The 17,745-nt window shown below is 72.2% G+C and carries 17 protein-coding genes; 11 read left to right on the top strand and 6 right to left on the bottom strand.

From position 1 onward, the window contains the following. Positions 1 to 20 precede the first annotated feature (20 nt). On the top strand, positions 21 to 1,511 hold the full coding sequence (locus ACTWPV_RS18865; protein WP_443152760.1) for an SDR family oxidoreductase: 1,491 nt from the start codon (positions 21 to 23) through the stop codon (positions 1,509 to 1,511). On the opposite strand, the gene ACTWPV_RS18870 is transcribed toward ACTWPV_RS18865, so the two are convergent. Further along, complete coding sequence (locus ACTWPV_RS18870) at positions 1,489 to 1,857, bottom strand: DoxX family protein (protein WP_443152761.1); 369 nt, start codon at positions 1,855 to 1,857, stop codon at positions 1,489 to 1,491. The genes ACTWPV_RS18865 and ACTWPV_RS18870 overlap by 23 nt on opposite strands. A gap of 74 nt (positions 1,858 to 1,931) precedes the next feature. Here ACTWPV_RS18870 and ACTWPV_RS18875 point away from each other — a divergent pair, with 74 nt between their 5' ends. The 10 genes from ACTWPV_RS18875 (at position 1,932) to ACTWPV_RS18920 (ending at position 13,157) form a co-directional block, all read left to right on the top strand. Next, on the top strand, positions 1,932 to 2,822 hold the full coding sequence (locus ACTWPV_RS18875; protein ID WP_443152762.1) for a LysR family transcriptional regulator: 891 nt from the start codon (positions 1,932 to 1,934) through the stop codon (positions 2,820 to 2,822). Between the two features lie 146 nt (positions 2,823 to 2,968). Then, a complete protein-coding gene (locus ACTWPV_RS18880) occupies positions 2,969 to 3,520 on the top strand; it encodes a dihydrofolate reductase family protein (RefSeq protein WP_443152763.1) in 552 nt (183 codons plus the stop codon). A gap of 264 nt (positions 3,521 to 3,784) precedes the next feature. Next, complete coding sequence (locus tag ACTWPV_RS18885; protein WP_443152764.1) at positions 3,785 to 4,324, top strand: DUF1062 domain-containing protein; 540 nt, start codon at positions 3,785 to 3,787, stop codon at positions 4,322 to 4,324. A 131-nt stretch (positions 4,325 to 4,455) separates the two neighbouring features. Continuing rightward, a complete protein-coding gene (locus ACTWPV_RS18890) occupies positions 4,456 to 5,376 on the top strand; it encodes an aminoglycoside phosphotransferase family protein (protein WP_443152765.1) in 921 nt (306 codons plus the stop codon). A 238-nt stretch (positions 5,377 to 5,614) separates the two neighbouring features. After that, positions 5,615 to 6,838 carry a serine hydrolase domain-containing protein gene (locus ACTWPV_RS18895; protein WP_443152766.1) on the top strand — a complete coding sequence of 408 codons (1,224 nt, stop codon included), beginning with the start codon at positions 5,615 to 5,617 and terminating at the stop codon, positions 6,836 to 6,838. 46 nt (positions 6,839 to 6,884) lie between these two features. Further along, positions 6,885 to 9,617: an AAA family ATPase gene (locus ACTWPV_RS18900; RefSeq protein WP_443152767.1), complete on the top strand. Its 2,733-nt coding sequence runs from the start codon at positions 6,885 to 6,887 to the stop codon at positions 9,615 to 9,617. Positions 9,618 to 9,620: 3 nt separating this feature from the next. Then, on the top strand, positions 9,621 to 10,499 hold the full coding sequence (locus ACTWPV_RS18905) for an alpha/beta fold hydrolase (RefSeq protein WP_347648198.1): 879 nt from the start codon (positions 9,621 to 9,623) through the stop codon (positions 10,497 to 10,499). A gap of 107 nt (positions 10,500 to 10,606) precedes the next feature. Continuing rightward, a complete protein-coding gene (locus ACTWPV_RS18910) occupies positions 10,607 to 11,092 on the top strand; it encodes a MarR family winged helix-turn-helix transcriptional regulator (protein WP_347648199.1) in 486 nt (161 codons plus the stop codon). A gap of 77 nt (positions 11,093 to 11,169) precedes the next feature. Next, positions 11,170 to 12,618, top strand: coding sequence for an MFS transporter (locus tag ACTWPV_RS18915; RefSeq protein WP_443152768.1), 1,449 nt, complete (start codon positions 11,170 to 11,172; stop codon positions 12,616 to 12,618). A gap of 38 nt (positions 12,619 to 12,656) precedes the next feature. Continuing rightward, the gene (locus tag ACTWPV_RS18920; RefSeq protein ID WP_347648201.1) at positions 12,657 to 13,157 is read left to right on the top strand and encodes a TIGR03618 family F420-dependent PPOX class oxidoreductase; all 501 of its coding nucleotides are present in this window, start codon (positions 12,657 to 12,659) and stop codon (positions 13,155 to 13,157) included. 100 nt (positions 13,158 to 13,257) lie between these two features. Here ACTWPV_RS18920 and ACTWPV_RS18925 read toward each other — a convergent pair whose 3' ends face one another. From ACTWPV_RS18925 to ACTWPV_RS18945, 5 genes are all read right to left on the bottom strand, one after another. After that, on the bottom strand, positions 13,258 to 14,415 hold the full coding sequence (locus tag ACTWPV_RS18925; RefSeq protein WP_443152769.1) for an RNA polymerase sigma factor: 1,158 nt from the start codon (positions 14,413 to 14,415) through the stop codon (positions 13,258 to 13,260). 2 nt (positions 14,416 to 14,417) lie between these two features. Continuing rightward, on the bottom strand, positions 14,418 to 14,756 hold the full coding sequence (locus ACTWPV_RS18930) for a YciI family protein (RefSeq protein WP_347648203.1): 339 nt from the start codon (positions 14,754 to 14,756) through the stop codon (positions 14,418 to 14,420). 113 nt (positions 14,757 to 14,869) lie between these two features. Beyond that, the gene (locus tag ACTWPV_RS18935; protein ID WP_443152770.1) at positions 14,870 to 15,943 is read right to left on the bottom strand and encodes a TetR/AcrR family transcriptional regulator; all 1,074 of its coding nucleotides are present in this window, start codon (positions 15,941 to 15,943) and stop codon (positions 14,870 to 14,872) included. A 72-nt stretch (positions 15,944 to 16,015) separates the two neighbouring features. Then, the gene (locus ACTWPV_RS18940) at positions 16,016 to 16,618 is read right to left on the bottom strand and encodes a TetR family transcriptional regulator (RefSeq protein ID WP_443152771.1); all 603 of its coding nucleotides are present in this window, start codon (positions 16,616 to 16,618) and stop codon (positions 16,016 to 16,018) included. A 75-nt stretch (positions 16,619 to 16,693) separates the two neighbouring features. Next, positions 16,694 to 17,722, bottom strand: coding sequence for a hypothetical protein (locus tag ACTWPV_RS18945; protein ID WP_443152772.1), 1,029 nt, complete (start codon positions 17,720 to 17,722; stop codon positions 16,694 to 16,696). Between the last annotated feature and the right edge of the window lie 23 nt (positions 17,723 to 17,745).

Below are 17,745 nucleotides of genomic sequence, written 5' to 3' on the forward strand. Positions count from 1 at the left end.
ACCGGAGGAGGGAGCGCCGGATGGCCAACTGCCTGGTCACAGGGGCGACCGGCTACATCGGGGGACGGCTGGTCCCCGAGCTGCTGGCCGCCGGTCACGACGTCCGGTGCATGGTGCGCTCGGCGACCAGGCTGCGCGACCTGCCGTGGGCCGGCCGGACCGAGGTCGCCGAGGCGGACGCCACCGACCCCGAGCAGACGTACGAGGCCCTGCGCGGCATCGAGGTCGCCTACTACCTGATCCACGCGATGGGCACGTCCGGCCGGTTCGCCGATCAGGACCGCCTGGCCGCGCGCACGTTCGCGGCGGCGGCCGAGCGGGCGGGCGTGCGGCGCGTCGTCTACCTCGGCGGGCTGGCCGCCGACAGGCGGCTCTCCCCGCACATGAGCTCCCGCGCGGAGGTGGGCGAGATCTTCCTGCGGTCGGGCGTGCCCGCGGTGGTGCTGCGTGCCGCCGTGATCATCGGCTCGGGCTCGGCGTCGTTCGAGATGCTGCGCCACCTCACCGAACGGTTGCCCGTCATGACGACACCGCGCTGGGTGCGCACGCCCACGCAGCCCATCGCCATCCGCGACGTGCTGCACTACCTCGTGGCCTGGGCCGCCGTGCCCGGCGAGGCGAATCGGAGCTTCGACATCGGCGGCCCCGACGTGCTCACCTACGCCGACATGATGCACGGGTACGCCTCCGTGGCCGGGCTGCCGTCCCGGGTGATCGTGCCGGTGCCGGTGCTCACCCCCAAGCTGTCCAGCCACTGGGTCGGCCTGGTCACGCCGGTGCCCGCGGGCATCGCGCGCCCGCTGGTCGAGTCCGTACGCACCGAGGCCGTCTGCCACGAGCACGACATCGCCCGTCACGTACCCGACCCTGAGGGCGGGCTGACCGGGTTCCGGCAGGCCGTCTCCCTGGCGCTGCAGAAGATCAAGGAGGCCGACGTGGCCACCCGCTGGTCGTCGGCGTCCACGCCCGGCGCGCCGAGCGACCCCCTGCCCACAGACCCCGGCTGGACCGGCGGGAGCCTCTACATCGACCGCCGCGACAGGCAGGTGGACGCCGGTCCCGAGGCGCTGTGGCGGGTCATCGAGGCCGTCGGCGGCGAGAACGGCTGGTACTCCCTGCCCGTCGCATGGCAGCTGCGGGGCCTGCTCGACCGGCTCTTCGGCGGGGTGGGGCTGCGGCGCGGGCGGCGCGACCCCGCCCGGCTGCGGGTGGGCGACGCGGTCGACTTCTGGCGGGTTGAGGAGGTGCTGCCCGGCCGGCTGCTGCGCCTGCGCGCCGAGATGCGCCTGCCCGGCCTGGCCTGGCTGGAGCTGGGCGTCCGCGAGGAGGGCGGCCGCACCTACTACACCCAGCGGGCGATCTTCCATCCCCGCGGGCTGCTCGGCCACCTCTACTGGTGGGGCATCTCGCCGTTCCACGGGCTGATCTTCGGGCGGATCCCAGTGAACATCGCCGCCGCGGCGGCCCCTCCACCCCGCCGCGCGCCCGTCAGCGTGCGAGGGCGAGGCTGAGCGAGCCGGTGGCCAGCGCCAGGAAGGCGCCGGGGAACACCATGGCGGCGTACACGCGGGCGCGTACGTGCACGATGACGGCACCCACGAAGAACAGCACGAGCCCGGCGGCGGCGGCGACGCCGACGAACGGGACGCCCAGCAGCCCGAGCAGCAGCCCCGCGGCTCCGGCGGCCTTGAGCGCGCCGAGCAGCGGCAGCCAGGACCGCGAGATGTTCACGCGCGCCGAATTGGCGAGGACGAATCCGGCCTTCATGAAGTCCGCTGTCGCCGCCCACGCGTTGGCGGCGATGGTGAGGACGGTGACGATGGCGTAGGCGGTGAACACGTGTATCTCCGGCGGCATGGTCAGCAGGTCGGTGTCCAGCCTTGCCCGGCTCCGTGCCGGACGTCCAATACATGCATCTATAACCTGATGGCATGGATGTGGACACGCGGCTCCTGCGCTCCTTCATCGCGGTGGCCGAGGAAGGGACCCTCACCCGCGCCGCGGAACGGCTCTTCGTGTCGCAACCCGCGCTGACCAAGCAGATCAAGCAGCTCGAAGCGCAGCTCGGCGTGCGGTTGTTCACACGCTCGAAGGCCGGCATGGCCCTCACAGGCCCGGGCAGGACCCTGGCGGAACGGGCGCCGGAGTTGGTGTCCGCCTGGGACCGGGCGCTGCGGGACACCCGGAGCGCGTCCGCCCGGGCGGCCCGCGTGCTGCGGGTCGGTTTCCTGGCCAGCGCCGCCAACGAGGCCACCCAGGACATCATCGCCGGCTTCGCCCGCCGCCGGCCGGGATGGCGCGTCGAGATGCGGCAGGCGGCCTGGTCCAACCCGACGGCTGGGCTGGCGCAGGGCGACGTCGACACCGCCCTGCTGCGGCTGCCGTTCCCCGGCCAGGACAGCCTGCACGTGGAGGTGCTGTTCACCGAGCCGCGCTGGGTGGCGCTGCCGTCAGGCCACCGGCTGGCGGCCCGCGAGCAAATCCCCTTCCGCGACCTGTGGGACGAGCCGTTCGTCGCGGCTCCGGAGGCGACCGGACAGTGGCGGGACTACTGGCTGGCCGCCGGCGAACGCGAGGGCCGTCCGGTCAGCGTCGGCGCCGTCACCGACCAGCCGGACGAGTGGCTCAACGCGATCGCCAGCGGTTACGGCATCGCCCTGGCCCCCGCGTCCTCCGCCCGCTTCTACGCCCGGCCCGGGGTCACCTACCGTCCCGTCACCGGCGTCAGCCCCACGCGGGTCGCCGTCGCCTGGTCCCCCGCCGACGACGCCAATCCCGTGATCCAGGACTTCGTAGGCTGCTGCCTGGCCATCAGGCCATGATCCGGGCCGGCCGGCGCGTGTCCGGCGGGACCTGCCGGAAGGCGACCTGAAGCGGATCGTAAGGTGCTTCCTCCAGGATGGGAGTCACAGATGAGCGGCTCCCGTCACGATCGGCGGAACGCGTACTGGCATCAGGAGGACCCGGAATGCGCAAGATCATCAACTCGACCTACATCAGCCTCGACGGCGTCATCGAGGACCCGGCGTGGACGATGCCGTACTTCGACGACGAGGCCTCCGCGTTCGCCGGCGAGCAGACGGACGCGGCCGACGCGCTGCTGATGGGCCGCCGAACGTACGAGGGTTTCGCCGCCGCCTGGCCCAACCAGGACGAGAGCGACCCGAGCACCGGCGCGGCCTACTTCAACAACGTCAAGAAGTACGTCGCCTCCACCACCCTCACCGACCCGGAGTGGAAGAACAGCGAGGTGCTGCAGGGCGACCTCATCGAGGAGGTCACCCGGCTCAAGGCCCAGGAGGGCAGGAACATCCTGATGTACGGCTACGGCACGGTCACCCACGCCCTGGTCAAGGCGGGCCTGGTCGACGAGGTGCGGTTCTGGATCACCCCGGTGTTCGTGGGAGGCCCGTCGATCTCGGGGCCGCTGAGCGACGTCCCGACCACGCTGACCCTGGCCGACACCAAGGTGATGAAGAGCGGCGTGATCATCGCGACCTACACGGCGGCCGACCGGTAGGGGGGACCGCCGGGAAAACCGGTTGAGTGTTCCTCCGGCGTTCCCATAGGTTGCCCGCGACCCCGTCGCAGTGAGGACAGAGGACAAAACCGCGTGACCCCGCCTGCTCTCCAGACCTGACACCTTCTTCAGCTCACCTTCAGGCCGGCCCTGCCGCCGGCTCTGCCGGGCTGCCCATGTGCGCCCGGTTCTCCAGCGTTCGAGGCCGCGCGTAATCGGCCTCGTGTCAGGTCTAGAGAGATCATGTCTTCACAACCTCATACTGTGCTGCCCTGGGTCGTCCGCCGGACCAGGCTGCCTCTGCTGTCGCTTCGGTGCGTGGCCTGCCGGTCCGAGTCGGCCACCACCGGCGAGGGCAGGTTCCGCGTCAACGCCAACGCCAAGCTGCTGGACGTGTGGCTGCTGGTCCGCTGCGTGTCCTGCGACCGGACGAGCAAGCTCACCGTGCACGAGCGGGCGCCGGTCAGGTCGTTCGACCCGGCCGAGCTCGACGGCTACCACGCCAACGATCCGGAGCTGGTGGCCGCCAGGCTGCTGGATCCGGCGTTCACCCGGCGCAACCGCGTCACCCTGGACTGGAAGGGGGCCTGGCGGCTGGACACCTCGTCGGCCTGGCTCGACGAAGGGTGGCCCGTACAGGTGGAGGTCGTCTTCGACGATCCGGTGCCGGTGCGCCCGGAGCGGCTCATCGCCCAAGGGCTCGGCCTCAGCAGGAACGAGGTGCTGCGCCGGGTCAAGTGCGACATTCCGCTACGCCGGACGACGAGCGCCGGGTTCACCTTCACCGTGATGGCCGAGTACTGACGGTGACGCAGCCCTTCACCGCCAGCCGGACCCGCTCAAGGAGCATGGCCGGCTGGCGTCCCGGGCTCTCGTGGGCGCCTTCCACGGGAGCCCGGCGGACGCGCGCGCACTTCCGGTTAGTGTTGCCCCTCATGACCCACACCGAGATCGAGATCACCGCGGAGTTCGTGCAGGATCTACTGCGCGACCAGCATCCCGACCTGGCCGGTCGCCCCGTGCGATTCGGCGCGCGGGGCTGGGACTACCAGATGTGGCGGCTCGGTGACGACCTCGCCGTCCGGTTGCCCTGGGCGACGCGGAACGCGGACGAGCTGCTGCGTGGCGAGTACACCTGGCTGCCCGCCCTCACCCCGCGCCTTCCCCTGCCGGTTCCCGTCCCCCAGCGCTTCGGCGAGCCCTCCGCGCGGTTTCCGCACCCCTGGATGGTCACCACCTGGGTGCCGGGCGAGCCGGCGGACCGCGCCCCCGTCACGCGAGCCGCGGAGGCGGCCGACGCCCTGGCCGCCTTCCTGACTGCCCTGCACCAATCCGCCCCCGACCAGGCACCCCTCAGCCGTTTCAACCGTGGGGGGGCGCTGGCCGCCAGCTCGGAGGGTTTCGCCAAGCAGCTCGCCGGGGCCACCGAGCTGGGGCTCGTCCCCGACCCCGACGCCGTCCGCGCGGTCTGGGACGACGCCGTCGCCGCGCCCGGCTGGACCGGCCCGGCGGTGTGGCTCCACAGCGACCTGCATCCCGCCAACGTCCTCACCGCGGACGGCACCATCTGCGGCGTGATCGACTTCGGCGACCTCTGCGCCGGCGACCCGGCCTGCGACCTCGCCGCCGCGTGGTCCCTGCTGCCGGACGGCGCCACCGACCGCTTCCATGCCGCCTACGGGCCGGCCCTGGACTCCGCCACCCTGCGCCGCGCCCGCGGATGGGCTGCGGGGAAAGCCCTGGCCGGGATCCTCATCGGAGAAGCCGGCGTCCGGGGCCGTCCCGGCGGCAAGCCCACGTGGGGCCCGCCCGCCCACGCCGCACTGCGGCGCCTCACCGCAACGCCGAACCCCTGATCGACCGCTCCCTCGCACCCGCCGCCTCCCTGGCCGCCCTCGGCCAGGGAGCAGCCGGCGAGCTGCTGAGCGCCCTCGCCCGCGTGGCTGGTGAGCTGAGACCGCCCGCCATGCCCTGTCAGCCGCCGTGTCAGGACCGTGACGGTCCCGTATCAGGACGGTCGGCGAAGGTGGATGCCATGAGCGCGAGGCCCGGAACCGGGCCCGACCCCGAACACTGTTCGTAAGGAGTTCAACGATGGCAACCAGCGGCTTCTCCGCGAAGGGACTGCGCAGGCTGCGTGAGGTGCTGGCCCGGCATGTCGAGTCGGGACGGATCCCCGGGCTGGTCGCCCTGGTCAGCCGGGGCGGCCAGACGCACGTCGAGGCGCTGGGGACCATGCGGCACGACGGTGGCGCGCCGATGCGCCGGGACACGATCTTCCGGATGGCCTCCACCTCCAAGCCGGTGTCGATCGCGGCGGCGATGGTGCTGCTGGACGAGTGCCGGTTGCGGCTGGACGACGTGGTGGAGCCGTGGCTGCCGGAGCTCGCCGGCAGGCAGGTGCTCAAGCGGATCGACGGCCCGCTGGACGAGACCGTGCCGGCGCGGCGGCCGATCACCGTACGCGACGTGCTGACCTCCACCTTCGGGCTCGGCATGGACATGACGGCGCTGGGCACCCCGATCCTGAACGCGATCTTCGAACGCGGGCTGACGCCGAACCTGCCGGTGGAAGCGCCCGAGCCGGACGAGTGGATGCGCCGCCTGGGCGAGCTGCCGCTGATGCACCAGCCCGGCGAGCACTGGCAGTACCAGATCAGCAGCGACCTGGTCGGCGTGCTGGTGGCCCGGGTCACCGGCCAGTCGTTCGAGGACTTCCTGCGTGAGCGCGTTTTCGAGCCGCTGGGCATGAAGGACACCGGCTTCCACGTGCCTGCCGACCAGATCGACCGGCTGCCGCCCTTGTACGCCCCCGACCCGCAGACCGGCGAGTTCCTCGTGTGGGACGAGGCCAAGGCAGGACGCTGGAGCCGGCCCCCAGCGTTCCAGGGCGGCGGCGGTGGGCTGGTCTCCACCGCCGACGACTACCACGCCTACTTCCGGATGCTGCTCAACGGCGGGGTGCACAACGGCGAGCGGATCCTGTCGCGGCCCGCTGTGGAGCTGATGACCACCAACCGGCTCACGGCCGAGCAGAACGCCGCCCGCACCGCCCTGGCCACCAGGAACGTGCATCTCTCCTTCGGCCAGGGACAGCAGGGCGGCTGGGGCTTCGGCATGGCGGTACGCACCTACCGCGGCGACTACGCGCCCATCGGCCAGTTCGGCTGGGACGGCGGCAGCGGCACCTCGGCCTACGCCGACCCGGCCAACCAGGTCACCGGTCTCCTGCTCACCCAGCTCGGATACACCGTCCCCGACCCGGCGCACCTGATGAACGACTTCTGGACGACGCTCTATCAGGCCCTGGAGGACTGACCCCGCGCGGACGGCGCGGAGTGGAGGCCGCCTACAGTGGGTGTTCGTGCTCTACGGCAGATCCGCGGAAATCAGCGCGCTCGACGAGGTGATCGCGCGGGCTCGTGACGGGTCCGGGGGCGCGGTGGTGGTGCGGGGCGAGGCAGGCGCGGGCAAGACCGCCCTGCTCGACGCGGCGGCCGCGCGCGGTGGTGCGATGCGGGTGTTGCGGGCCACCGGCGTCGAGTCCGAGTCCGACCTCGCGTTCGCGGCGCTGCACCAGGTGTTGTGGCCGGCGGCCGGTTCGCTCGGCGCGCTGCCCGAGCCGCAGCGCGACGCCCTGCGCGCGGCCCTGGGACTCGCCGCGGGCAGTGCCGGCGACCGGTTCCTGGTGGGAGCCGGCGTGCTCTCGCTGCTGGCCGAGGCGGCCGCGCCGGACGGGCTGATCTGCGTGGTCGACGACTTCCAGTGGGTCGACCGGGCCTCGGCCGACGCGCTGCTGTTCGCCGCCAGGCGGCTGGGGACCGAACGGATCGCGATGGTGTTCGCCGTACGCGGGGAGGCTCCGGTCAAGGGTGTGCCGCTGACGGTGGAGGTGCGCGGCCTGCCCGAGTCCGCCGCGGCCGAACTGCTGGAGTCCCGCCACGGCGTTCTGCCCGAACGGGTGAAACGGGAGCTCGTCGCGCTGACCGGCGCGAACCCGCTCGCCCTGGGCGAGATCGCCGCCCGCCTGACGCCCGCGCAGCTCACCGGCCGCGAGCCGTTGCCCGACCCCCTGCCCGTGGGTAGCCGGCTCTTCGGCGATCGGGTGAGTGGGTTGTCCGCTGCTGCCCGGCTGGTCGCCTTGGTCGCCGCCGTGGAGGCCGACCTCGGCCTGGTCCTGCGCGCCGGCGAGTGGCTGTTCGCCGGGCACCCGGCAGAGCCCGGCGCGCACGTGGCCCGATCGTTCCCCTCCGGGCCGGGGACGCAGGCCGGGGCCGGGCGGGTCGCGCTGGCCGAGCTGGAGAGGACCGGACTGGTCGAGGTGTCGGGCACGAGCGTGCGGTTCGCTCATCCGCTCATCCGGTCCGCGGTGCACGAGGCGGCCGCCCCCGACGACGTCCGCCGCGTGCACGCCGTCCTCGCGGAGCTGACCGCGGATGATCGCCGCGCCTGGCACCTGGCCGGAGCCGCCCTGGGGCGGGACGAGCAGGTCGCCGCGGCGCTGGTGGCCGCCGCTGAGCGGGCGCGTGACCGGGGCGGGTACGGCGCCGCCGCCACCGCCCTGGCCAGGGCCGCCGAATTGACCCCCGAGCCGCGTGCCCGTGCCGTCCGCCTGAAGGACGCCGCCGTCGCGGCCTGGCTCGGCGGCCGCCCCGGGCAGGCGGAGTCGCTGCTGGCCGAGGCGCGCGAAGGGGCCGGCGGGGACAGCACGCTCGCCATGGAGATCGCCCAGCTCCGCGGCCGGTTCGAGCTGAACTCGGGCAACGCCGCCGAGGCCGTACGGATCCTGGCGGCGGGCGACAGCCTCGACATGCTGGCCGACGCCGTGGAGGCGGCCTCGTACGTCGGCGACACGGCGGCCATGGTCGAGCTCGGCCGGCGGGCGGCGGCGCACCCCGAGGGGTTCTTGCGGAACACGGTGGCCGGGATCGGCCTGACGCTGGACGGCGACCCGGGCGGGCCGGTCATGCTGCGGTGGGCACTGGCCCGGACCGGCGAGCTGGAGGACGCGGCGGGATACCTGTGGGCGGCGGCCGCGGCCAGCGCTCTGGGCGAGCCGGACCTGGCCGGCGAGCTGGCCGAGCGGGCCGGGCGGGTGGCGAGGGTGTCGGGGATGCGCGGGCAGTTGCCGGTCGTGCTGGAGTTCGTGGCGACGGCCGAACGCTTCGCGGGGCGGCCGGCGCGCAGCCAGGCCGTCTCCGAGGAGGGCCTGGAGCTGGCCCGTGAGGCCGGGTACGAGAACACGGTGGCCGCGCACCTGGCCAACCTGGCGGTGCTGGCGGCGCTGCGGGGCGAGGAGGAGCTCTGTGAGCGGCAGGCCCGCGAGGCGCTGGCCATCGCCATCCCCCACCGGGTGGGGCTGCGCGCCGGCGTCGCGTCGTACGCGCTGGCGCTGCTCGACCTGTGCCTGGGCCGCTACGGCGCGGCGCACGACCGTTTCACCGCCATCGCCGCGGCGGGACCGGGCGCCGGACATCCGATCGTGGTGGGGCGGACCGCGCCGGACCGCGTCGAGGCCGCCATGGGCGCGGGCGACGAGAAGGGCGCGCGGGTGGCGATGGCCGCGTACGAGCAGTGGTCGGCGAACGCCGCCACGGCCGAGTCGCACGCCCTGCGGGCCCGCTGCCGGGGCCTGGTCGAGTCCTCCGAGGACGCCTTCGGCGAGGCGCTGCGGCTGCACACCAACCCGTTCGAGGCGGCCAGGACGGCCCTGCTGCTGGGTGAGCGCCTGCGCCGGACGCAGCGGCCGGGCGAGGCGCGGGCCCATCTGCGGACGGCGTGGGAGACGTTCGAAGGGGCGGGCGCCCGCCCGTGGGCGCGGCGCGCGCAGGAGGAGTTGCGGGCGGCGGGCGAGAGCGGGCAGGCCCCGCCCGCGGCCGTGCTCGACGCGCTGACCCCGCAGGAGCTGCGGATCGCGGGCCTGGTCGCCGATGGCTTGTCGAGCAAGCAGATCGCCGCCCGGCTCTTCCTCAGCCCGCGCACGGTCGAATATCACCTGTACAAGATCTATCCGAAGCTGGGCATCGGCTCCCGTACGGATCTGGCGCGGCTAGTAGTTCTACAGAAGGCGCCCGTAGCCGGCGACGGCATGCTGTGAGGCATGCAGAACGTGAACATCTGGAGTGAAGAGTTCGGCGCCGGGACGGACGCGCCGATCCTGTTGATCATGGGTTCGATGTCGCAGGGCATCCTGTGGCCGGACGAGTTCGTCGGCCGGCTGACCGCGGGTGGCCGCCGGGTGATCCGGTACGACCACCGCGACACCGGCATGTCGGGCACGGTCGACTTCGAGGCGGAGCCGTACACGTGGGACGCCATCAAGAACGACGTCTACCGCGTGATGGACGCCCACGGCCTGGAGAGCGCGCACCTGGTCTGCCACTCGGCGGGCGGCCTGCTCGGCCAGTTCGTCGCCGTGGAGCGGCCGGAGCGGGTGCGCTCGCTGACCGTCATCGGCTCCTCCCCGCTCGGCGGCGGCGAGGGCCAGGTGATCATGCGGGCCCTGATGGGACAGCCGCAGCCCGAGGGCAGCCTGCCGGAGCCGACGGCGGAGTTCGTGGCGTTCTACCGTACGTCGATGGCCGCCCCGCCGCCGGCGGACCGGCGCGCGCGGATCGACGGCATGATCGCCGAGCAGCGCCTGCTGCACGGCACCGGGCTGCCGTTCGACGAGGACGCGGCGCGGCGGCTGCAGGAGCGGATCTACGACCGGGCCCGCGACCTGTCGGCGGTGGCCAACCACCGGCTGGCCGCCATGGCCAAGCCCGACTTCGAGCCGGTGGGCGTGCTCCATCGGGTGAAGGCCCCCACGCTGGTCATCGAGGGCAGCCACGAGCCGGCCAAGCCGGGCCACAGCGCGATCATCGCCGAGCAGATCCCTGGGGCGCGGCTGATGATCGTTGCGGGCATGGGGCACACCCTGCCGCCCGAGGTGCACGAGGAGCTGGCCGCCGCCATCCTCGCCCACACCGCCGGGTGATGGGGCCCGCGCGGGCGCCGTGGCCGAGCGGCGCGGTTCGCTCGCCGAGCCGCCAGGTGGAAAGGAAGCGGATAATCCGGAATGGACCTAGTTGCTAGGCTGGACGAATGACCGCGATGGCGCCCGCCCGCACAGAACCGGACCTGTCCTACCTGCTGGACCATGCCGGCCACGTCCTGAGAACCCAGATGGCCGCCGCCCTGGCCGAGATCGGACTGACCGCGCGCATGCACTGCGTGCTCGTCCACGCCCTGGAGGAAGAGCGCACGCAGATCCAGCTCGCCGAGATCGGCGACATGGACAAGACCACCATGGTGGTCACGGTCGATGCCCTGGAGAAGGCGGGCCTGGCCGAGCGCCGCCCGTCCAGTGCCGACCGGCGAGCGCGGATCATCGCGGTCACCGAGAAGGGCGAGGAGGTGGCCAGGAGAAGTCAGGAGATCGTCGACGGCGTGCATAAGGCCGTCCTGGGCGCACTGCCGGACGATGAGCGCGAAGTCCTCTTGAGGGCGATGAACCGCCTGGTCACCGGACACCTGGCCACCCCCGCGGAGGCTCCGCAGGCCGTGCGGCGGGCTCGACAGAAGGCGTAAGTCGATCCATAGCAGATAGTCTGCAACGAAACTATCTGCTATGTTCTCTCCTGTCCTCAAGGAGCAGGAGAAACGTCATGTCACCCACCACACCCCGATCGCCCTGGCTCGCACTCGGCGTGCTGTCCGCCGCGATGCTGATGACGATCCTCGATGGCAGCATCGTGACCGTGGCGATGCCCGCCATCCAGCGAGACCTCGGCTTCACCCCCGCCGGCCTCAGGTGGACCGTCAACGCCTACCTGATCGCCTTCGGCGGTCTCCTGCTGCTGGCCGGCCGGCTGGGCGACCTGATCGGCCGGAAGATGATGTTCCTCGCCGGCAACGCGGTCTTCACCGCGGCATCGGTCCTGGCCGCGGCGGCCACCGGACCTGGCACGCTCATCGCCGCCCGGTTCCTGCAGGGCGTCGGCAGCGCGATGGCCTCCGCCGTCGTGCTGGGCATCCTGGTGACCCTGTTCACCGAGGCCAGGGAGCGCGCCAAGGCGATCGGCGTCTTCAGCTTCACCGGCGCCGCCGGCGCCTCGATCGGCCAGGTTCTGGGCGGGGTCCTGACCGACCTGCTCAGCTGGCACTGGATCTTCCTCATCAACGTGCCCATCGGGCTGGCCACGGTCGCCCTGGCGATCCGGGCGCTGCCCGGCGACCGCGGCGCCGGGCTCGCGGGCGGCGCCGACGTCCTCGGTGCCGCGCTGGTCACCAGCGGGCTGATGCTGGGCATCTACACCGTGGTCAAGGTCGAGGAGTACGGCTGGCTCGCCACCCACACCCTCGCCCTCGGCGCGGTCTCGCTTGCCCTGCTGGCCGCCTTCGTCCTGCGTCAGGCGAGCGCCAAGGCGCCGCTGATGCCGCTGCGGATCTTCCGCTCGCGCAACGTGTCCGGCGCCAACCTGGTCCAGATCCTCACACTGTCGGCCATGTTCGCCTTCCAGATCCTCGTCGCCCTCTACATGCAGAAGGTCCTCGGCTACGGCGCGCTCGAGACCGGGCTGGCGATGCTCCCGGCGGCGCTGGCCATCGGCGGGGTCTCCCTGTTCGTCTCGGCCCGGCTCAACACCCGCTTCGGCGAGCGCGCGGTCCTGCTGGCCGGACTGGCGTTGCTGCTCGGCGCGATGGGCTGGCTGGCCCGCGTCCCCGTGCGGGCCGACTACGTCACCGACCTGCTCCCGGTGATGCTGCTCATCGCCGGCGGCGGCCTGGTGCTGCCCGCGCTCACCGCGCTCGGCATGTCCGGCGCCAAGGCCGACGACGCGGGCCTGGCCTCGGGACTGTTCAACACCACCCAGCAGATCGGCATGGCTCTGGGCGTCGCCGTACTGTCCACGCTGGCCGCCACCCGCACCGAGCAGTTGCTGGACGCCGGCCAGGGCCAGGCGGCCGCGCTGACCGGCGGCTACCGCGTGGCCTTCGCCATCGCCGCGGCCCTGCTCGTGGCCGCCTTCACCGTCGCCCTCCTCGTCCTGCGCCAGCCCAAGCACGACACCGCCACTCCCCAGCAGGCGGCCCAGCCCACCCCCGTAGCCTGACCAACCGTCCCCACCAGCACGGACAGGATTCGATTCACATGAGCGACAACGATACGAACTCCGGCCCCGCCGAGCCCCGCACCCTCACCGACGCGGAACTCAGCAGCCTGCTCGCCGCCCAGCAGTTCGGCGTCCTTGCCACCGTCAAGCGCAGCGGCCACCCCCACCTTTCCACCGTCCTGTACAACTGGAACCCCGCCGAGCGGATCATCCGGGTTTCCACCACGGACGGCCGGCTCAAGGCCCGCCACGTCCGCACCAATCCCAACCTGTCCCTGCACGTGAACGGGCCGAACATCTGGTCGTTCGCCGTCGCCGAGGGCGACGCGGAGGTGTCCGAGGTGACCACCGAGCCGGGAGACGCGGTCGGCGAGGAGCTGCTGTCGCTCACGCCAGGCTTCGAGGACCCGGCGGACGAGGCCGCCTTCCTCCGGCAGCTGGTCGACGAGCGCCGCGTGGTGATCAGACTGCACGTCTCGCGCCTGTACGGCACAGCCCTGGACATCCCCACCGAGGAACAGGCGCAGCGAGAAGGTTGAGGAAGTCCCCAGAACCTGCGGGCCGCCAAACGCGACATTGTTCGTATGCAGCCCAACCACTGAAGCGCCGGCGGGGACCCCCTGATCGTCGCCGCTCATGTCAGATCTGCTGGAGCCTTCGGGTGAGGAAGCGCTGCTCCGGGGTGGAGGTGGCGAGGTCGAGGGCGCGGCGGTAGGCGGTCCGGGCCTCGGTGTCGCGGCCGAGCCGCCGCAGGAGCTCGCCGCGGGTCGAGTGGAAGTAGAGGTAGCCGTCCAGGTCAAGGCGGTCGACGGCGTTCAGGGCCGCGGCGGGGTCGCCGGCCTGGGCGATGGCCACGGCGTGGTTGAGCTCGACCACCGGCGAGCCGGTCAGGTCGGCCAGCCGCCGGTACATCGCGGCGACCTGCGGCCAGTCGATGCGCCGGCTCGCCTGCAGCGAGGCGATCACGGCCTGGACGACGTAGGCGCCGCGCCCGCCGAGTGCGAGCGCCCGGTCGAGGACCGCCCGTCCCGCCGCGATCTGGCGCAGGTCCCACAGCGAGCGGTCCTGATCGTCGAGCAGGACCAGGTCCTCGCCGGAGAACCGGGCCCGCCGCCGGGCGTGGTGGATCGTCATCAGCGCGAGCAGCCCGTGGACTTCCGGCTCCCGCGGCATGAGCGCGGCGAGCACGTGCCCCAGACGGATGGCTTCGGCACCGAGGTCGGCCCGGCCGCGGTAGCCCTCGTTGTAGATCAGGTAGATGACGGCGAGCACCGCGTCGACGCGCTCGGGCAGCAGATGTTCGGCGGGCACCGCGAAGGGGATCCCGGCCGCCCTGATCTTGTTCTTGGCGCGGGTCAGGCGGCGCTTCATGGTCTCCTCCGGGACCAGGAAGGCCTGGGCGATCTCGGCGGTCCGCAGCCCTCCGAGCGTCCGCAACGTGAGCGCCACCTGCCCTTCCAGCGGCAGCGCGGGGTGGCAGCAGGTGAAGATCAGCTCGAGCCGTTCGTCCTTGATGAGGGTGTCGTCCATCTCGTCCACGGTGGCCTCCGGCGCCGGCAGCAGGTGGAGCTTGCCGGCGAGGGTGCGCTCGCGGCGGATCCGGTCGATCGCCCGGTTGCGGGCCGTCGTCAGCAGCCACGCACCCGGATTGTCCGGCTCGCCCGACGCGAGCCAGCGTTGCGCCGCGATCGCGAACGCCTCCTGCGCGGCCTCCTCCGCCCGGTCGAAGTCACCCAGGAACCCGACCAGCGAGGCCAGCACCCGGCCCCACTGCTCCCTGAACACCTCCTCCAGCACGGTCAGAACCGCATCACCGGTCTGACCTCCACCGTGCCGCCGAACCTGGCCGTCGGGAGGCGCGCCGCCAGCTCGATCGCCTCGTCCAGGTCGGCGGCCTCGACCAGGCAGAAGCCGCCGAGCACCTCCTTGGTGTCGGCGAACGGGCCGTCGGTCATCAGCGTCCGGCCACCGGCCACGCGGACGCAGGTCGCCGTCTCCGCGGGCTGCAACTGCGCGCCGCTGACACAGCGCTCGTCTTCGGCGAACGCGAAATAGTCCGCGTATGCCGCCTCCCGTTCCTCATCCGACAGCGCCTCGATGGAGCCGGGCTCACCGTAGATCATTAGGGCGTACCGCATCACAACCTCCAGGGCGAGAAGCTCTTACCCGAACGACGAACGAGCATCAGCGCTAGGGACACCATCGGCATTTTTCTCATTTCAGCACGGCGGGACGCCGGTCGCCGAGCCGGTCATCCCGCCTGGCCCGACCATGTCACGGACGCCACGGCGTACGCGGCGCCGCGCCCGCAGGCCCGGGCGACGATCGTGCCGGCCTCGACGCGTACCGCGCACTCGGTGGTGTCGCCCGCCCCGGGGGTCGCGGCGGCCGTCGCGACGGCGGCGCGGTCGTCGAGGACGACGCGAAGGCCGGGCCGGTCGTCCGGCGCGAATACGCGGCGCAGGCACCCGGCCAGGTCACCGATCCTGAGCCGGACGAGCCGCCCCAGCTCGGCGGGATCGCCCGTCGTCACGGTCACGGTGATCCGGTCGCCGGGACGGGCGGCGCGCACGGCCTCCTCGGCGGCGTCGAGCCGGCCGGTCCCGAGGAACACGATCACGCCGTCGCCGCCGAAGCCCGCCGGGCGGCCGGTGAGCAGATCGGGCAGCTCCGCAGGTGGATTCCAGGGGTCCCGGACGCGCTGGGCGGGGGCGACGAAGGGCAGGTGCGGCGGGTCCCACGTGTCGGCGAGGTCGAGGTCGGCCAGGTGCCCGCAGGCGCGCGCCACGTCGAAGGGGTCGCCGAACCCGGGAGCCGTGCCCGCGAGGTGGCCGGCGCCGTTCAGCAGGGTGAGGACGAGCTCGGCCAGGCGCACCCGCCTCGTGAGCCGCGGCGCACGCGACTCCAGGCAGAGAGCGAGCAGGAGGGCTTCCAGCTTGGTGACCTGAGCCATCGCGGTACGGCCTGGTTCGTCGTCGAACACGCCGTCCAGCGAGCGCGACTGCAGGCTCCCCCCGGCGGGCGTCTCGCCGGACCACGGCAGCCGTTCGAGCCAGACCCGGGCGAAGGCGGCCGCCGCCTCGCCGAGTGCGGGGGACGACGTGGCCTCGCCCACGTGTTCGACCGAGTCGACCAGGACCGCCAGGTAGAGGGCGCGCTTGCTCGGGAAGTTCGAGTAGACCGCGCCACGGGTCAGCTCGGCCCGCGCCGCGATCCGGTCGACCTTGGCGTCGGAGTATCCGTGCTCGGCGAACTCCTCCCTCGCCGCGGCCAGTACGGCGGCCCGTGTGCGCTCCTGCTGCTGCGCCCGGGTCAGCCTGGCCATCGGGAGCCCTCCGCTCGGTTCATGCGGCGTAAGATACAACATCCGGATGGCTCCACCATCTGGACACCCGGCTTACGGCGTCAGGCCCGACTCCAGGTGGGCGAGCGATCGGTCGATCTCGGCGGGCCCGTCCATGCCGGGATCGTGCGCCCACTGCAGCCAGATCAGGGTCACGACCCCGAACACCGCGCCCATGGCGTCGCGCAACCGGGCGTCGCCGGCGTCGCATCCCGCCTTGCCCGCCAGGATCTCGGACGTCTCCCGCAGCAGGCCGGGGCTCTTGCGCAGGTTGGCGGCCACCAGCTCGGGCACCGTCGCCGCGAACACCTCCCGCGCGTGCCCCGCGGCGATCTCCTCAGCCGTCATCGAGCCGAACGCCGTACGGAACGCCCCGCGCAGCACGGTGACCGGCGGACCCGGCGGCTGCTCATGAAGAGCCTCGATGAGCGGCGGGAAGCGATCGAGCGTGACCACTTCCTCCTTTGTCGGGAAATAACGGAAGAAGGTGGCGGGCGAGACTTCGGCTGCCTCGGCTATCTGATCGATGGTGGTGGCGTTGTAGCCGCGCTCGCGGAAGAGCCTGAACGCTTCTCGCAGGATCGTCTCCCTGGTCCTGGCCTTCTTGCGTTCGCGCAGCCCGCCGTTGCCCATGCCCGCACTGTACTCCCCCCTCATCTGACGGCTCACCCTCATCGCCGATGACGCGTCCACATGCGCGACTGCCGGAGCGGCCGCGTCATCAGCGTGGGCTCAGTAGGCGACGAATCCGTACAGCGCCAGGTGGTTGGACTTCGTGCCGCCCACCGTGTGATCGATGCTCGACGGCTGCACGGCGCCCTTGACGAACAGGTAGTCGATCTTGCGGGAACCCATGGTCGGCCGCGCTCCGTAGCCGGTCATGCCGAAGCCGCTCAGCGTCGAAGAAGCGATGTTCGTGCGATTCGCGTCGATGCCGATCACCCGGATCGTCGACGCGTTCATCAGGCGCGTGGCGTACGCGCCGACATGGATGCCCGAGCTCGCGATGCCGGTGGTGCCCGCACCCGCGCAGGCGTTCGCTCCGTTCTGCTCAGGAAGGTGCATGGTCGCGGCGAAGACCGTCCTCCCCGTCTCCTTGATCGAGAAACGCGCCGCGATGGCGCTCGTGCGCTTCCACTTGTGGGTGTTGGCCGCGCTGTCGTCGTTGCTGGGAGGCTTGTACAGCGTGCACCCGGCTCCCCCGGCGTAGGGGGTGCCGGGCTTCAGCCAGCCCGCGCTCCAGTATTTCGAGATGTCGCCCGCCGCCAGGCTCAGCGTTCTGGTGTTGTAGATGATCGCGTTGGTCTGCTTCTTCTTCAGGTCGCCCAGCGACTGCTGGCTGCAGTGGTGCGAGCCGCCCCACGGCTGCGGGTCGTCCCAGGCCACGATCACTCCGTACGTGCCCGCCGGGTAGCCGAACTTGGCGGAGAGCTGGTTGGCGTACGCCGTGGCCTGTCCCGTGCCGCGTACCTGTTGCACGATCAGGAGGTCCGGCGCCTGCACGCCGGAGGTGCCCGTCCTGCCGCTGTCGTCGACCAGCATCGATGTGAGGTGGTCGGGGCCCGAGATCCGGGTGCACGAGCCGTCGGCGTTGTTTCTGATCAGGTTCTCGATGTTGTTGGTGTAGACCCGAAGGACCCGGCCGGCCGCGCCCGCGGACCCTTCGTGCGCCTGCGCGGCCGACGCCGGGGCTGCGGCTCCGACAAGTGCGGCCGCCGCCACGAACGCTAACGCGCCAGATGGTCGATACGTTGAGGCCATATTCGGACATTAACGCTGGGCCG

The organism is Nonomuraea sp. KM88, from assembly GCF_052245635.1.
Lineage (GTDB): Bacteria > Actinomycetota > Actinomycetes > Streptosporangiales > Streptosporangiaceae > Nonomuraea.

Excerpts from the sequence above, each read along its gene's own strand:
- ACTWPV_RS18865 (WP_443152760.1), top strand. The coding sequence starts at position 21 with ATGGCCAACTGCCTGGTCACAGGGGCGACCGGCTACATCGGGGGACGG.
- ACTWPV_RS18870 (WP_443152761.1), bottom strand. The coding sequence starts at position 1,857 with ATGCCGCCGGAGATACACGTGTTCACCGCCTACGCCATCGTCACCGTC.
- ACTWPV_RS18875 (WP_443152762.1), top strand. The coding sequence starts at position 1,932 with ATGGATGTGGACACGCGGCTCCTGCGCTCCTTCATCGCGGTGGCCGAG.
- ACTWPV_RS18880 (WP_443152763.1), top strand. The coding sequence starts at position 2,969 with ATGCGCAAGATCATCAACTCGACCTACATCAGCCTCGACGGCGTCATC.
- ACTWPV_RS18890 (WP_443152765.1), top strand. The coding sequence starts at position 4,456 with ATGACCCACACCGAGATCGAGATCACCGCGGAGTTCGTGCAGGATCTA.
- ACTWPV_RS18895 (WP_443152766.1), top strand. The coding sequence starts at position 5,615 with ATGGCAACCAGCGGCTTCTCCGCGAAGGGACTGCGCAGGCTGCGTGAG.
- ACTWPV_RS18905 (WP_347648198.1), top strand. The coding sequence starts at position 9,621 with ATGCAGAACGTGAACATCTGGAGTGAAGAGTTCGGCGCCGGGACGGAC.
- ACTWPV_RS18910 (WP_347648199.1), top strand. The coding sequence starts at position 10,607 with ATGACCGCGATGGCGCCCGCCCGCACAGAACCGGACCTGTCCTACCTG.
- ACTWPV_RS18915 (WP_443152768.1), top strand. The coding sequence starts at position 11,170 with ATGTCACCCACCACACCCCGATCGCCCTGGCTCGCACTCGGCGTGCTG.
- ACTWPV_RS18920 (WP_347648201.1), top strand. The coding sequence starts at position 12,657 with ATGAGCGACAACGATACGAACTCCGGCCCCGCCGAGCCCCGCACCCTC.
- ACTWPV_RS18930 (WP_347648203.1), bottom strand. The coding sequence starts at position 14,756 with ATGCGGTACGCCCTAATGATCTACGGTGAGCCCGGCTCCATCGAGGCG.
- ACTWPV_RS18935 (WP_443152770.1), bottom strand. The coding sequence starts at position 15,943 with ATGGCCAGGCTGACCCGGGCGCAGCAGCAGGAGCGCACACGGGCCGCC.
- ACTWPV_RS18940 (WP_443152771.1), bottom strand. The coding sequence starts at position 16,618 with ATGAGGGGGGAGTACAGTGCGGGCATGGGCAACGGCGGGCTGCGCGAA.
- ACTWPV_RS18945 (WP_443152772.1), bottom strand. The coding sequence starts at position 17,722 with ATGGCCTCAACGTATCGACCATCTGGCGCGTTAGCGTTCGTGGCGGCG.